General features: G+C 56.1%; 8 protein-coding genes and 1 tRNA gene. 2 read left to right on the top strand and 7 right to left on the bottom strand.

Translation table 11 applies throughout. The features are described 5' to 3' along the window. Positions 1-20: 20 nt before the first annotated feature. Positions 21-1,355 carry an antiviral reverse transcriptase Drt3a gene (drt3a, locus tag CKW32_RS25375; RefSeq protein WP_095186274.1) on the bottom strand — a complete coding sequence of 445 codons (1,335 nt, stop codon included), beginning with the start codon at positions 1,353-1,355 and terminating at the stop codon, positions 21-23. A 455-nt stretch (positions 1,356-1,810) separates the two neighbouring features. Beyond that, complete coding sequence (locus CKW32_RS25365) at positions 1,811-2,782, bottom strand: integrase domain-containing protein (protein WP_095186272.1); 972 nt, start codon at positions 2,780-2,782, stop codon at positions 1,811-1,813. A 1,110-nt stretch (positions 2,783-3,892) separates the two neighbouring features. Here CKW32_RS25365 and CKW32_RS25355 point away from each other — a divergent pair. Next, positions 3,893-4,240 carry a hypothetical protein gene (locus CKW32_RS25355; RefSeq protein WP_041475665.1) on the top strand — a complete coding sequence of 116 codons (348 nt, stop codon included), beginning with the start codon at positions 3,893-3,895 and terminating at the stop codon, positions 4,238-4,240. 31 nt (positions 4,241-4,271) lie between these two features. Here the strand turns inward: CKW32_RS25355 and CKW32_RS25350 are convergent, their stop codons facing one another. From CKW32_RS25350 to CKW32_RS25330, 5 genes are all read right to left on the bottom strand, one after another. Further along, complete coding sequence (locus CKW32_RS25350) at positions 4,272-5,591, bottom strand: integrase arm-type DNA-binding domain-containing protein (RefSeq protein WP_095186271.1); 1,320 nt, start codon at positions 5,589-5,591, stop codon at positions 4,272-4,274. A gap of 172 nt (positions 5,592-5,763) precedes the next feature. Further along, a tRNA-Thr gene (locus tag CKW32_RS25345) sits at positions 5,764-5,839 on the bottom strand. A 121-nt stretch (positions 5,840-5,960) separates the two neighbouring features. Next, positions 5,961-7,337, bottom strand: a complete 1,377-nt coding sequence (locus CKW32_RS25340) for an HlyD family type I secretion periplasmic adaptor subunit (protein ID WP_032884988.1) — start codon at positions 7,335-7,337, stop codon at positions 5,961-5,963. Then, positions 7,327-9,480 carry a type I secretion system permease/ATPase gene (locus CKW32_RS25335; protein WP_032884989.1) on the bottom strand — a complete coding sequence of 718 codons (2,154 nt, stop codon included), beginning with the start codon at positions 9,478-9,480 and terminating at the stop codon, positions 7,327-7,329. Before CKW32_RS25335 ends, CKW32_RS25340 begins: the two co-directional genes overlap by 11 nt. Positions 9,481-9,525: 45 nt before the next feature. After that, the gene (locus tag CKW32_RS25330) at positions 9,526-10,878 is read right to left on the bottom strand and encodes a TolC family outer membrane protein (protein ID WP_032884990.1); all 1,353 of its coding nucleotides are present in this window, start codon (positions 10,876-10,878) and stop codon (positions 9,526-9,528) included. A gap of 346 nt (positions 10,879-11,224) precedes the next feature. Here CKW32_RS25330 and CKW32_RS25325 point away from each other — a divergent pair. Next, positions 11,225-15,191: retention module-containing protein (locus tag CKW32_RS25325; RefSeq protein WP_143499440.1), on the top strand; the 3,967-nt coding region annotated here is incomplete at its 3' end.

The following is a 15,191-nucleotide window of genomic DNA, read 5'->3' as shown; positions in this document are numbered from 1 at the left end:
TTTAATTTTCTTTATTTTTTTTAGACATGATTCCAGCACCTAGTTATTTCTATCACATCTCTGGCACTAAATTTGGTTCTGCGCCGTTTGATGAAGCCTGATACGAACGAGTACTTTGTTATTGCGTTTGTCTCTTCTTTTGATATCCCCAGTCTACGCAATGCAGGCCTCGCGAGATTTGAAAAAAAAGTATCAAGTGCAGATAGCGAATTACTTGAGGTCGCTTCCTGAGAATCATCATGGCTGTAGAGCGAATGCGTGTAGGCTAGCCCAGTATATAGTCCTCTTCGGCTTGGATCGCTTGGAAGTAGTTGGTTTCCAGTTAAATATGAAAGCCTATTTTTTAATAGATTTATATTCTTGTTGGACTTAAAGTCTTGTAGAGACAAGAAAATCTTCTGCTTGAGTTTAGATATCTTGCTATCCGAGAGCAGGAGAGTTACTTTGTTTTCTTTTTCATCATTCCGTTTGCCAATTAGTATTTTGTATCCGAGGTATTCCGGAGCCGGAGACACAAGTGAGCTATCAGATTTTGCACACTTGCAAGAGCGTTCGCATGGACATTTTTCTGGATGGCCACAAATATCACTGCAAGTGCATTTTATACTGAAAATATTACTTTTTGATTCATTGGTTTTAAGTCGATATTTTGATAAGCAGCTTTGCACTTCTCGCTTAAGCGTGACTTCGCCGCAGGTTGCAAATATTACAATGTCGTCAACATACCTAACGGCGAGATAAACTCCAGGAATATTTCTAAGCTCTAGGTCTAGCTGATTTAGATATATTTCAGCTAAGGTGCTGGTGATAATTACACCTCTAGGTAGTCCGCTTTTCTTTAATTCGGGTTTTATTGAATAGGCATGAGAGAAAAAATTGTCTAGAAGCTGCAGTGTTTGGAATGATACATGGCCATCTCTGGCTATTTTGTTCATTAAGCTGGTTCTATGAATGCTCTCGAAACATGATCTGATATCTAACCTGTAGACTGTTTTTGGAGAAGGATCTCTGAGAGCTTGGATGACTAGTTTTACGATGTTGTCTCTACTCGGGCTCTTTATATGATATGCGCGTCTTAAATTGTCATTTATTTTTCTTAAGGTTAACGCTTCGTCTAGGCTTTTAGTCCTGACAGTTGTTCTCTTTTTTTTACTTTTCTTAGTTAAGAATGTGCTGAGTTTTATGAAGTTCATTTGATTCTGGGCAATGCGTAGCTCCAGAGAAATCAGATATTTAGACCATTCATCGTTGGTTTCCAGATGATCATTGTTATCAGGGGTTAGCCCGAATTGTTTTCTACGCTTTCGCATCCAGTTTAGGTTTTTTGCTGTGAAATCCTGAGTAGGCGAGTTCATAGTCTTCCCTGAATAGCAGCGCAAATTGAAATTTGAAAGGCTAAATACAATTTACTATGCGACTTGATTCTGATATGGCGGCTTCAGCAGAAGCTATCAGAGATGCTGTCGCTGCGTCTATAGTCATCGCTTGACTGTCTAGACAGACAGAAAGAGGACTTAATTTTCACGTCTTGATGGCTTAGATCCGAACCATGACTTGCCAAGCCGTAAGACGATCAACTGGACAGTGAGCCAGAAGTAATATCGTGTTGGCTCTGCACGATCTCGTAACTCCTGGTCCATAAACCATGCAAGATGTTTTTGCTGCCATGTCCATGGATTGTTACGTTTCCAGCGATTAGAAATTGCGGTTTGAATAGTCACAGCCTGACGAAGGTGGCGCCGACGGGTCGTATGAGATCCGGAGAGCACGCCGTTCAAAAATACCTCCATATCGAAAGGATTTGCCATCTTCAGCCACCGATATACGCACGGACCACATCGATGCGACTGTGCCCAAGCTCATAGCTGATTTGTGCTCGGGCTTCCCCATCAAGAGGTCGGTGGTGCTGGAGGCACCTGCCTCCGTTGATGGGCGCTAGGTGATGGGTGATCTGCTCATAGCGTTCGCACGCATGGGCTGCGCGCAGTTCGTGGAATCCTTTGAGTTTGTGCGTATGGAGGATATCTCGGGCGGGTCGGACGATTCCCTGCTGGAAATCGATGTAGCGTTCGTTCGGTGCAAGCAGGTTGCGGCTACCGTCGGGCGAGACCTGTTCGGTAAACCTCAGTGCGTCACGAATATGATCATCTACCGTAAGCCAACGAGGTGCTGACGCGCCTGAACGGCCACCTTTGGTGCCGTCCTGGATGTTGATCTTGCCGAATTGCTCAGCTTCACGTTTTAGACGGGGAAGGTCGGCCAAGATGGCCTCGCGCAAACGCATGCCGGTGGCGCGTGCCAACTGCACGATGGCGGCGGCACGGGGATACTGTTCGCGGAGTGCATCGACGATGCGCATCACGTGTTCGCGATCCTGGCCTTGTGGAACTGTCATGCGGATGGTGGTGCGCTGCATTTCCAACGCCTTGCTCGGACTCTGCACTTTCATGTACTGATCACCGCGAAGCGCTGCCATGGTTCGGTTGACGCTGGACAATCGATTTTGTGCGGTGGCGATCGCGAGATCGCCGCGCTCGACCAAGTGATGCAGATGCGCCGCGTAATCCGACAAGATCTGGCGATCTATCTGCCGTGCATCGTTGAGTCCTGGTCCGTCGTCTGAGCGACACCAGCGCACGAATGCCTGCCAACGATCACTGTGCGCTTTGACGGTCCCGTAATGTCCGCCGCCAAACATGTCCTGCAACGCCTGCGGTCCGGCGTAACTCAATTGCCGACCATAGCCAAAATTACGCCCATCCCGTCTACCGACCAATGCCATGACCAAACTCCTCTCGAAGCCACACTTGTAAAACCTTCCCCACGTCATCCCGCCACGAATGTTGAGTGTTATCAGGGATCAAGGCCCCTGCGACCTGTGAGGGTTGTCCACTAACGCGGGACTGGCGGCTCCTTACGACCGGGAACTTGGGCATCTCATGATCTGGCCTCCTGAACACTTCCGGGGAAGTGGGCGGGTGGAGGCTGCGCTGGCTGACGAGGCCAGTGCCGCGAGATCCTGAGTCGGGTGAAGGCAGTGAAGCGATGACCGTGGCATGCCTGACTGTCAGTCAGGTGCAGTCCATTCCGTGGGCTGCGGCACCATCATCGGTATCGCTGTTGCTGGTGACTTTTCGGTGTTTGTCACGCCGATTGTCACGAGGGGAAATGCCGCAAAGCCTTGTACGAGTTGGGCTGCAGCAGTGGTAGGAGCGCCCGTCTCTTTCCGGGAGAAAGAGACGGGCGCAGGTTGGCGCACGGGAATGGCCAAGCGGATAGTTTGCTGCAGGGCAGCTATGAAAGGGGATGAGTTGCCGCAGTGGGCACACTGGTAAAAGTAGGCATCCATCACATCGCTGTGACCGTGCGAGCCGCCGGACGCTAATCGCACTTTGGGAGAACCACCACGGTGTGGCGTAGCCTTAAAGGTTCTGGCTACCTGGGTTGCTGTCAACGACAGCGCTTTGCCCGATCTTTTCTACGCCTGTGGATAATTTGGGTCAAGGCTCGAATTGTAGGGGATTCTGCGGCTGTGGATGAAATTATCCACCGGTGGAAATCTGTGGTTTTCCACAGACAGTTGCGTGGGCTTTAGATTTTTAAGTGAGGTCCATCCAAACAGGGCGGCTTTGCAGCCATGTTTGGATGGACCTGCTTGGCCAAGCGGATCACTGAGATATGAAGACCGAGCGCTAACTCAGTTGCGCCACGTTTTGCTTTTAAGCGAGTGACGTTCGGTCCGGTCTGGTTCGTGAATTCGTGGGGGGTGACATGCTCCTGTCGATTTGCGGGAGAAATGCGCCTGCTTCGGGTGGAAACTGTCAGAGGGAGTTCTTAATCTGTGACTGGATGACATGGTGATCGGCACTGTGATCTCAAAAGGAGCATATCAATGAGACCGAATTTCTTTCTGGACGATGAAGATGAAGCCATCGCCAAGAGCTATTTCAAGAAGGTTAATAGCATTGGTTTTGTTTGTGTCGGTTTGGCGTTGACGATAATCACAATGCCTCATCCCGAGCGCGCTGCATGGTTTGTCTTCGCGGTAGCAATCATCTATGCGTTTAGCCACGGCGATGGTTACAGGAAGATTGTTGCCAGCTATTTGTTGCGTCATAAAGGGTTCGGCGGTGGTATTCGTTTGGTGTTGAAAGTAGCTCTCTTCGTGTTGGGCACAAGTCTGTTGTCTGGGATTGGGCTTCAGATCTTGACGCCTGAGGTTTTAGGCATCCTCCCATAGCAGGACTGTCTCAGTGACCTGGGTGGCGGATTCAATCATTGATCCGCTTCACCTTTATCCGGGTAACATTCGCCCCAATCTGATTAGCGAACTCATGCGGAGTGACATGCTCTTCACGGTTGGCTTCCAGGTACCGGCTCCACCAGTTCATGATCAGCCTGCGCTCCTCAATGAACTCGGCCTTGTGGATGTAAGCGGCGCGGACGTTGTTGCGCTCCTTGTGACTCATCTGCCGTTCAATGGCTGTCTCCGACCACAATCCTGACTCGATCAGTGCGCTGCAGGCCATCGAACGAAACCCATGTCCGCAGATATCAGTTTTGGTGTCGTATCCCATCGTCCGTAGCGCGTTGTTCACGGTATTTTCGGACATGGGTTTCCAGGGCTTGGCATCGCCTGCAAACACCAGGTCGAATTTGCCGGTGAGGGCGTGGATCTGTTCAAGCAGGGCCACGGCTTGCGGCGATAAGGGTACAAGGTGGATGTCCCCGGCCATCTTCGTACCCCTTGTTGAAAAGGGTACTCCGTCCAACGCTGGACGAGTGTCAGGTATTTCCCAGGTGCCGCGCTTGAGGTCGAACTCGCTCCAGCGTGCGAAACGCAGCTCGCTGGATCGTACAAACACATGCAGCGACAGCATCACCGTCAGACGGGTAAGTGCCCGGCCTTTATAGGTGTCGATCCGCTCCTGCAGTTCCGGCAGTCGCGATAAGGGTAGAGCGGGGCGATGTACTACCCGCGGGGCTTTGATCAAGCCTTCGAGGTCGTAAGCAGGGTTTGCGGTGATAAGCCGGAGGCGTTTTGCCTCGCGCATGATGCTCTGCAGGTAGTTTTGTACCCTTAAAGCAACGTCTATCGTTCCGCGCTTCTTGATTGCTTCCAAGGGCTGCATTAGGTCATGGGTGTCTAATTCGACAATGGCGCGGGCGCCGATCAGCGGCAACACGTGGGTTTTGAGGCGGCTCATCACAGTCTTGGAGTGGCCTGGTGCCCACTTGGCCGACATTTCCGTGTGCCAGTCCAGCGCAACGCTTTCAAAGGTTCTGCCTTTGATCACAGCTTCCGCCTTGGCTTGGTGCTTGGTCTCTATGGGATCAATGCCATCCGCCAGCATTCGCTTGACCTCCAAGCGCTTGCGACGGGCGTCGGCGAGGCCAATGACGGGGTAGTTGCCGAACGAGGTCAGTCCTTCCCGTCCGTCAGGTTTGACGTAACGGAGCCGCCAGCCTTTGCGGCCATTGGGTTGGACTAGGAGGTAGAGGCCATCGCCGTCGAAAAGCTTGTAGGCGCGGTCTGTAGGTTTTGCCAAGCGGCAAGCTGCGTCGGAGAGCGGAGCTGTGGTGCGCGACATAAGGGTACTCCCTTTTATCGAAGTGACCTGTATCCCAAACTCTACCCTTAAAACGGTTGGAATCCACCAGTTTCTGACGGAAACCGATGGAACGCCAAAACGAAAAAACCCGCCAGAAGGCGGGTTTTTCGGGGGTTCCAGAGATTTTGAAAGCCTTCTCTGGAACCTTGTATGGTGCCGGCACCAGGAGTCGAACCCGGGACCTACTGATTACAAGTCAGTTGCTCTACCAACTGAGCTATACCGGCGTGTTAGGGCGACGATTATAGCGACTGAAAAGGTTCTGTAAACCCCTGAAATCTGACTATTTTTGCGAAAACCCAAGTTTTCGCAAATCTCCCCACATTTCTACGCGTCACCCGCCAAGAATCAACGTTCGTGCATTGCCTCTGCACGGGATTTGATGATCGGTTTGAGCAGGTAGCTCAGGATGCTCTTCTTGCCGGTGATGATGTCCACCGACGCCACCATGCCGGGGATGATCAGCAAGGGCTTCTCATCGGTGCCCAGGTGGCTGCGGTCGGTGCGCAGTTTGATGATGTAGAAGGTGTTTTTCTTCTCTTCATCCATCACGGTGTCGGCACCGATGGTTTCGAGTTTGCCTTTGAGGCCGCCGTAGATGGTGTAGTCGTAGGCGGTGAATTTGATCATGGCTTCCTGGCCGGGGTGGAGGAAGGCGATGTCTTGTGGGCGGATTTTCGCTTCGACCAGGAGTGTGTCGTCCAGTGGAACGACTTCGGCCATGTCGCTGCCGGGCTGGATCACGCCGCCGACGGTGTTGACCAGCATCTGCTTGACGATACCGCGCACGGGCGAGGTGACCATGGTGCGGCTGACGCGGTCTTCCAGGCCTTTGGACGTTGCCTGAGCCTTGCTCAGGTTGGTGCGGGCTTCGTTCAGCTGGGCCAGGGCTTCGCTGCGGAATTTGCCGCGTGTTTCGTCGACCTTGCGCTGCACTTCGTTGATCGCCGCTTGGGCGCGTGGGATGGCCAGGGTGGTGCCGTCGAGCATGCCGCGGGTTTCAACTTCCGAGCGCTTGAGGCGCAGCACTTCTACCGGGGAGATTGCGCCTTGCTGTACCAGTGGCTCCGACATGCCGATCTCCTGGCGCAGCAGGTTCAGGCTGTTGCGGTATTGCTCCTGCTTGGAGCTGAATTCGCGCAGCTCTTGCTGGCGTTGCAGCAGTTGCTGTTGCAGCCCGCCAATCTCATCGGCCAGTTGCTGGCGGCGGCTAAGGTACAGCGACTCTTCGTTCGAGGCCTGGTTAGGCACGGCTTTGCGTGCGGCATCGGTGATGTTCAGCGGGCGGTTATCGACTTCCGCGCTGAGACGCTCCACGCGCAGTTCCATGGCCACTCGGTCGGCTTCGGTTTCGCCGACGTTGGAGGCAAATCGGGTGTCATCCAAGCGAATCAGCGGCGCGCCGGCTTCGACGATCTGGCCTTCGTGCACGTAAATCTGGGCAACGATGCCGCCCTCCAGGTTCTGGATCTTCTGGATGCGCGACGAGGGGATCGCCTTGCCTTCGCCCTTGGTCACTTCGTCGATGATCGCGAAGTGTGCCCACAGCAGCAGGAACACGAAGAAGCCGATCACGGCCCAGATGGTCAGGCGCACGATGCGTGGTGCGTCGTCGATCAGCGCCTTTTCGACTTCGGGCAGTGGTTGATCATCGAGCGAGTCGCTGCCCTTGAAGTAGCGGAAGATGACGTCTTTCCAACGGCCTGGGCCGGACTTAAGCAACACTGATCTGCCCCTTTTTCAGCGCTTCCATAACGGCCGCTTTTGGACCGTCTGCGAGGATCTGGCCACGGTCGATCACCAGCAGGCGATCTACCAGGCTCAACAGCGAAGCACGGTGGGTGACGAGAATCACCGTCTTGTTTTCGATCACCGACTGCAAGCGCTGTTTGAGGCGCTCTTCACCGGTGTTGTCCATAGCGCTGGTGGGTTCGTCCAGCAGCAGAATCGGCGGGTTCAGCAGCAGCGCACGGGCCAGGGCAACGTTCTGGCGTTGACCGCCGGAGAGGTTCTGCCCGCGCTCGCCCACTTGCAGCTCGTAACCTTGTGGGTGCAGCCTGGCGAACTCATGCACGCCGGCGAGTTCTGCGGCTTGCAGCACCATCTCATCGTCCACGTAGCGCGCGCCCGAGACCAGGTTGTCGCGCAAGGTGCCGGCCAGCAGTTGGATGTCCTGGGCGACGTAGCCGATGTTGTGGCGCAATTCGCTGACGTCGATCTGGCGGATGTCTACGCCGTCCACCAGCAACGAGCCGGAGTCCGGCTGATACAGGCCGACCAGCAGCTTGGCCAGCGAGCTTTTGCCCGAGCCGCTGCGGCCGATGATGCCGATTTTCTCGCCGGGACGAACATTCAGGTTGATCCCGCGCAGAGCCAGGGTTTGCTGGTTCGGGTAGGTAAAGTCGACCTCGCGGAACGTCATCGCGCCTTGCAGGGTTTTGCGGCTAAGCGGGCGTTCGTCGAAGTTGCGTTCCTGCGGCAGTTCCATCATCTGGTCCACCGAGACCATCGTCACCTTGGCTTGCTGGTAGCGCGTCAGCAGGCCCGACAGCTGGGCCAACGGGCCAAGCGCACGGCCGCTGAGCATGTAGCACGCCACCAGGCCGCCCATGCTGAGGGTGCCATCGATGATTTGGTACACGCCGAAGATAATCATCGCCACGCCCGCCACTTGCTGGATCAGCAAAGTGATGTTCATCGCCAGGCCGGACAGCACTTTGACTCGCAGCTCCAGGCGGCTGAGGGTGCCAATGGTTTGTTCCCACTGGTACTGACGTTCGCTTTCGGCGTTGTTGACCTTTACCGCGTCCAGCCCGGCGAGGGTCTCGATCAGGCTCGATTGACGCTCGGCACCCAGGGCCATGGTGCGCTCAAGTGTTGCCGTGAGCGGTTTTTGCAGGAAGTGGCCGATGCCCAGGGCGAGTGGGAAGGCGACGATGGGAATCCACACCAAGTGGCCCCCCAGCAGCGCGATCACGCCGAGGATGATCAGGGTAAAGGGCAAATCGATCAGGCTGGCAAGGGTCAGGGAGGTGAGGAAGTCGCGCATCCCCTGAAACTCGTGGATGTTGGAGGCGTAGCTGCCGACGCGCGCCGGGCGCATTTTCATCGACATACCCACGATGCGCTCGAACAGCGTCGCGGAAATGATCAGGTCGGTTTTCTTGCCCGCCAGGTCCAGGCACAGACTGCGCATGCTCTTGAGCAGCAGGTCGAACAGGTAGGCGCCACAAATACCGATGGCCAGCACCCACAGGGTGGCGGTGGCCTGGTTCGGCACCACGCGGTCGTACACGTTCATGACAAACAACGGCGCAGCCAGAGCGATCAGGTTGATCACCAGGCTTGCGGCGATAGCGTCGGCGTACAGCCAGCGGGAGCGTTTGAGGGTGTCTTTGAACCACGAACGTGCGCGGGGGATCAGCGTGCCGCTGGTGACGTCAAATTTATGCTGCGGTTGGGCGAAGAAAACCCGACCGCTGTAATCCTGAGTCAGCGCCTCACGGGTGACCTGGACTTCGCCGCCGTCGCTTTCGCTGAGCAGCAGGCGGGCGGTATCACCCTCCCATCCCAACAGCACCGCACTGCGTCCTTCCTTTAATAGCAACAAGGCCGGCAATGCGATGGACGGGATCTGCTCCAGCTTGCGCTGCAGCAAACGCCCCTGCAAACCCGCCCGGGCTGCTGCGCGCGGCAGCAAGTCCGGGCTCAGGCGCTGCCCCGCCAAGGGCAGGCCGGTGGTCAGCATGGCCCGGCTTGCAGGCTTGTAATGCAGCGAACAGAGAGCCAACAACCCATCTAGCAATGGGTCGTCATGCTGAGCGCGCGGGTCATGGTGAAGTGGCGCCAAACCTATTTCGGAATCCAAGCTGACTCTCTCTTAAACGGTTGTGTGGTCCAACGCCGTCAAGAATCAGTTCATCCCTGGCAGGTTTACCGACGGTTTAATATCGTTTTGCACAACTGATGCCATCGGAGCGACTACGCCCTGACTTCTCAGCAATTGGCCCATATCGGCCTTGATACGGTACTGGGTGTAAACGTAGAGGCTTTTGATCTGCGCCAAACGTTGCTGAGCGGTGAACAGTTCGTTCTCGCTGTCGAGCAAGTCGAGCAGTGTACGCTCACCGAGGCTGAACTGCTGCTGGTACGAGGTGCGCACTTTGGTGCTGCGGTCGACGTACTGCTGCGCGATCGGCACTTGCTGGCTGGCGTTGTTGTAAGCGTTCCACGCCAGGCCCAATTCTTCGTTCAACTGACGCAAGGCGTTGTTGCGGATATCCAGCGCCTGGGTGGCCTGGGAAGCCTTGGACTGCAGGCTGGCCTTGTCGCTGCCGCCGTTATACAGGTTGAACTGCATGTTCAGCATCGCGGAGTAGCCATTGTCATGGCCCTCTTCGCCGCCGATGTTGTTGTTGGCCGAACGTTGCAGCACCGCATCAAAGCGCGGGTAGAAGGTCGACTTGGCGGCTTCGTACTGCTTTTCGGCAGCGGCGATGTCCGATTCGGCCGAGCGCAGCACCGGGCTGTCAGCAATCATCTGGCGGCGCGCGTCTTCCAGGCTGGCTGGCAGCAGGGTCACCACGCCCAGTGGGCGTTCCAGTTGGTCGGGCTCTTTGCCGACAACGCTGAGGTAGTTGGTGTTGGCGTCAGCGAGGTTGGTCTGCTCGGTGATCAGGTTGTTTTGCGCCTGAGCCAGTCGGGCTTCAGCCTGGTCCATGTCCGCCATTCTTCCGACGCCACGGCTGGTGCGCAGTTTGATCTGGTCAAAAATGCGTTCGTGGCTCTTCAGGTTGTCTTCTGCCAACTGCACCATCTCGCGACGGGTCAAGACATCCAGATAAACCTGAGCAACGGTCAGTGCAGTGCGCTCGGAAGTATTGAGCAGCGCATACCCACGGGAATTGGCGGTGGCTTGTTGGCGGCCGACTTCATTGATGGTGCCAAAGCCCTGGAACAAATTTTGTTGCAGGCGGATGGTCGATTCGCCGCGGTTCAGGGTTTTCCAATCGTGGCTGTTGCTGGCGGCGCGGGTCGAGGTGTTGTCTGAGCTTTCACGGCCATAGCCGCCCAGCAGGTCGACTTTAGGCAGGTAACCGCCCTGGGCCTCTCTGACCTGATAGTCAGCAGCAATGCGCGCATTGATTGCGGCCTGGATCTCCGGGTGGTTTTTCACGGCATCTTGCATGGCTTCGGGCAGGGTCTGAGCCTGGACGAAACTGGCGGCTAGAGCAAAAGGCACAGCTTTAAGAAGGTGCAAACGCATTCTGATGTTTCCCCGGGGATTGGTTGCCTGAAAAACCGCAACAAACTTGGAATATTGCATTGGAGTGGCAACTCGAAATGCCCGTTTTTCTAGGGCGCCGGAGGGCGCAAACAGAAAGTCGCGAGGCCGTTTAAATATCAATGTGACATTACCGGGCGGATTGTTTAGGATGACGCCCAATAGGTCAATACCTTGACGGAAAAGTAATTCTCCTGACGGAACAACAAAATATTGACGCCAAATTTCTTACTTAGAAACTACGTACTCCAGCTATTGAATCGGCACCCATGAGACGGCCGGTCACCTTGATGGATACCCCCTGACGGTAATACACGGAGAGTCTTTTATGAGCAGCGTTGCGGTCGTCAAAAGCATTGTCGGTCAAGTGTTCGCAGTTTCCCCGGAAGGGATTCGCCGCCTGCTTGTAGAAGGGGATCGCCTGTTTGCAGGGGAGCAGGTCGATACCGGTGCTTCGGGTGCCGTGTCGCTGGAACTGGCCGACGGCCGCGTCATCGACCTGGGTCGCGACACTCAGTGGAGCGCGAACGCTCCTGACTCGGTCACCGACCTCAGTGCTGCGACTGCTCAAGCTGCACCGTCCGTTGCAGAACTGCAGCAAGCCATCGCTGCCGGCGCTGACCCTACCCAAGACCTCGAAGCCACCGCTGCCGGCCCGACCTCCGCAGGCGCAGACGGCGCCGCGGGTGGCGGTCACAGTTTTGTTGTGCTGGAAGCCACAGCAGGCGTGGTTGACCCCACCATTGGTTACCCAACGACCGGCTTGAATGCCGGTGACGCCGTAGGCACGACCCAAACCGGTGCCGACAACAACGGCGTAGATCCGCGCAACGTAACCATTACCCTGACCGCCACGCCGAGCATCACCGAAGCCGGTGGCGTAGTCGTTTACACCGTATTCATCACCCAGGCACCGACCAGCGACCTGACCGTCACCTTGTCCAACGGCCTCTCCGTTGTGATCGCCGCGGGCCAGACCTCGGGCGTGTTGAACGTCACTTTCGCCGGTAATGACACGCCTTACCTGGACGCCTCGTCGATCTCCGCCACCATCGCCGGCACCTCCGGCGGCGGCAACCTGATCATCACCACCGACCCGGCGCCAGCAGTCACGCAGATCGCTGACACCATCGACACCACCACCGTCACCCTGACCGCGACCCCGTCGGTGAATGAAGGCGGCCAGATCGTCTACACCGCAACGGTGACCAACGCGGCGCAGACCGACGTTGTGATCAAACTGTCCAACGACCTGACCATCACCATTGAGGCCGGTAAAACCACCGGCACGGTCACTGCCGATACGCCTGCCAACCTGGCTGATGGCAAGAACCTGGCCGTCAGCGTCACGATCACCGAAGCGACTGGCGGTAACTACGAAAACCTTGCAATCAATCCTGAGCCGGCCACTTCCACGGTGGTCGCTGTGGATGATCCAAGCGTGTTGGTCGCCGATACCAACACTATCGTCGAAGATAGCGTCGCGACCGGCAATGTGCTGAGCAACGACAGCGACATCGATAACCAGTTGGCTGTCGCTACCTTCAAAGTGGGCAACACGACCTACAACGCCGGCCAGACTGCTGACATCCAAGGCATTGGTTCCATCACCATCGGTGCTGATGGCGCATACGTGTTTACCCCGGTCAAGGATTACAGCGGCGAAGTGCCGCAGATCGAATACACCACCAACACCGGTTCCAGCAGCACGCTGACGATCACAATCACACCAGTCAACGATGCGCCGCTGATCGACGTGACGGGCACGACCCTGGTCGAAAACACCGCAGTCGCGGGCAGTGTGGCGGGTACGTTTGTTATCAGCGATGCAGAAGCGCCGGCTGGCCAACTGACCGTCACGTTTACGGGTGACAACAACAAGGATGGCTACTACGCCATCGTCGACAACACCGTTGTGCTGACGCAGAAGGGCGCGGACTACGTCAATGCCGGCAATCAACTGCCGAAGATCGACCTGACGGTTACCGATCCCGAAGGCCTCAACTCCAACGCTGCTGGCCAGCCGACCGTTACCCTGGTCAACGATGTGCCCGTGATTGAAATCACGGCTAACACCATTGTTGAAGAAACGGCGGCGGCGGGCACCGTCGCTGGTACCTTCGTTGCCAAAGACGAAGAAACCCCGCGCGATGGTTTGACCATCAGCTTCACCGCAGGCACCAACGCTGACGGCTACTACGCCATCTCCGGCAACAACGTAGTCCTTACCGAAAAAGGTGCTGACTTCGTTAACGCTGGTAACCAGCTGCCGAAGATCGACCTGACCGTCACTGACCCTGAAGGCCTGAATTCCACCGGCACCGGTCAACCGACCGTAACGCTGGTTAACGATGTTCCGGTAATTGCTGTCACGCCGACCACCATCGTTGAAAACACCGCTGAAGCAGGCACTATCGCCGGTACCTTCGTCGCGAAAGACGAAGAAACCCCGCGCGAAAACCTGAACATCAGCTTCACCGCTGGCACCAACGCAGACGGCTACTACGCCATCTCCGGCAACAACGTTGTGCTGACCGAAAAAGGCGCTGACTTCGTTAACGCTGGCAACCAGCTGCCGAAGATCGACCTCACCGTCACCGACGTTGAAGGCCTGAACTCCACTGGCACCGGTCAACCGACCGTGACCCTGGTCAACGACGTACCAGTAATTGCTGTCACGCCGACCACCATCGTTGAAAACACTGCTGAAGCAGGCACCGTCGCTGGTACCTTCGTTGCCAAAGACGAAGAAACCCCGCGCGATGGTTTGACCATCAGCTTCACCGCAGGCACCAACGCTGACGGCTACTACGCCATCTCCGGCAACAACGTAGTCCTTACCGAAAAAGGTGCTGACTTCGTTAACGCTGGTAACCAGCTGCCGAAGATCGACCTGACCGTCACTGACCCTGAAGGCCTGAATTCCACCGGCACCGGTCAACCGACCGTAACGCTGGTTAACGATGTTCCGGTAATTGCTGTCACGCCGACCACCATCGTTGAAAACACCGCTGAAGCAGGCACTATCGCCGGTACCTTCGTCGCGAAAGACGAAGAAACCCCGCGCGAAAACCTGAACATCAGCTTCACCGCTGGCACCAACTCAGATGGCTACTACGCCATCTCCGGCAACAACGTCGTGCTGACTGAAAAAGGTGCTGATTTCGTTAACGCGGGCAACCAGCTGCCGAAAATCGACCTGACTGTTACTGACGTTGAAGGCCTGAATTCCACTGGCACCGGTCAACCGACCGTGACCTTGGTTAACGACGTCCCAGTAATTGCTGTCACGCCGACCACCATCGTTGAAAACACCGCTGAAGCAGGCACCGTCGCCGGTACCTTCGTCGCCAAAGACGAAGAAACACCACGCGATGGTTTGACCATCAGCTTCACCGCTGGCAGCAACGCTGACGGCTACTACGCCATCTCCGGTAACAACGTCGTGCTGACTGAAAAAGGTGCTGACTTCGTTAACGCTGGTAACCAGCTGCCGAAGATCGACCTGACCGTCACTGACCCTGAAGGCCTGAATTCAACCGGCACCGGTCAACCGACCGTAACGCTGGTTAACGATGTTCCGGTGATTGCTGTCACGCCGACCACCATCGTCGAGAACACCGCCGAAGCAGGCACCGTCGCCGGTACCTTCGTCGCGAAAGACGAAGAAACACCACGCGATGGTTTGACCATCAGCTTCACTGCTGGCACCAACGCAGATGGTTACTACGCTATCTCCGGCAACAACGTGGTCCTGACCGAAAAAGGCGCCGACTTCGTTAACGCTGGTAACCAGCTGCCGAAGATCGACCTGACCGTTACTGACGTTGAAGGCCTGAATTCCACCGGTACCGGTCAACCGACCGTGACCTTGGTTAACGACGTCCCAGTAATTGCTGTCACGCCGACCACCATCGTCGAGAACACTGCTGAAGCAGGCACCGTCGCCGGTACCTTCGTCGCTAAAGACGAAGAAACCCCACGCGAGAACCTGAACATCAGCTTCACCGCTGGCACCAACGCTGACGGTTACTACGCCATCTCCGGCAACAACGTGGTCCTGACCGAAAAAGGTGCTGACTTCGTTAACGCTGGTAACCAACTGCCGAAAATCGACCTCACCGTCACCGACGTTGAAGGCCTGAACTCCACTGGCACCGGTCAACCGACCGTAACGCTGGTTAACGACGTTCCGGTGATTGCTGTCACGCCGACCACCATCATCGAGAACACCGCTGAAGCAGGTACCGTCGCCGGTACCTTCGTTGCCAAAGACGAAGAAACTCCGCGCGAAA

This window comes from Pseudomonas sp. Irchel 3H9 (assembly GCF_900187495.1).
Taxonomy (GTDB): Bacteria; Pseudomonadota; Gammaproteobacteria; order Pseudomonadales; family Pseudomonadaceae; genus Aquipseudomonas; species Aquipseudomonas sivasensis.
This window is presented reverse-complemented; position numbering and strand designations above follow the sequence as displayed.

Excerpts from the sequence above, each read along its gene's own strand:
- drt3a (WP_095186274.1), bottom strand. The coding sequence starts at position 1,355 with ATGAACTCGCCTACTCAGGATTTCACAGCAAAAAACCTAAACTGGATG.
- CKW32_RS25365 (WP_095186272.1), bottom strand. The coding sequence starts at position 2,782 with ATGGCATTGGTCGGTAGACGGGATGGGCGTAATTTTGGCTATGGTCGG.
- CKW32_RS25355 (WP_041475665.1), top strand. The coding sequence starts at position 3,893 with ATGAGACCGAATTTCTTTCTGGACGATGAAGATGAAGCCATCGCCAAG.
- CKW32_RS25350 (WP_095186271.1), bottom strand. The coding sequence starts at position 5,591 with ATGTCGCGCACCACAGCTCCGCTCTCCGACGCAGCTTGCCGCTTGGCA.
- CKW32_RS25330 (WP_032884990.1), bottom strand. The coding sequence starts at position 10,878 with ATGCGTTTGCACCTTCTTAAAGCTGTGCCTTTTGCTCTAGCCGCCAGT.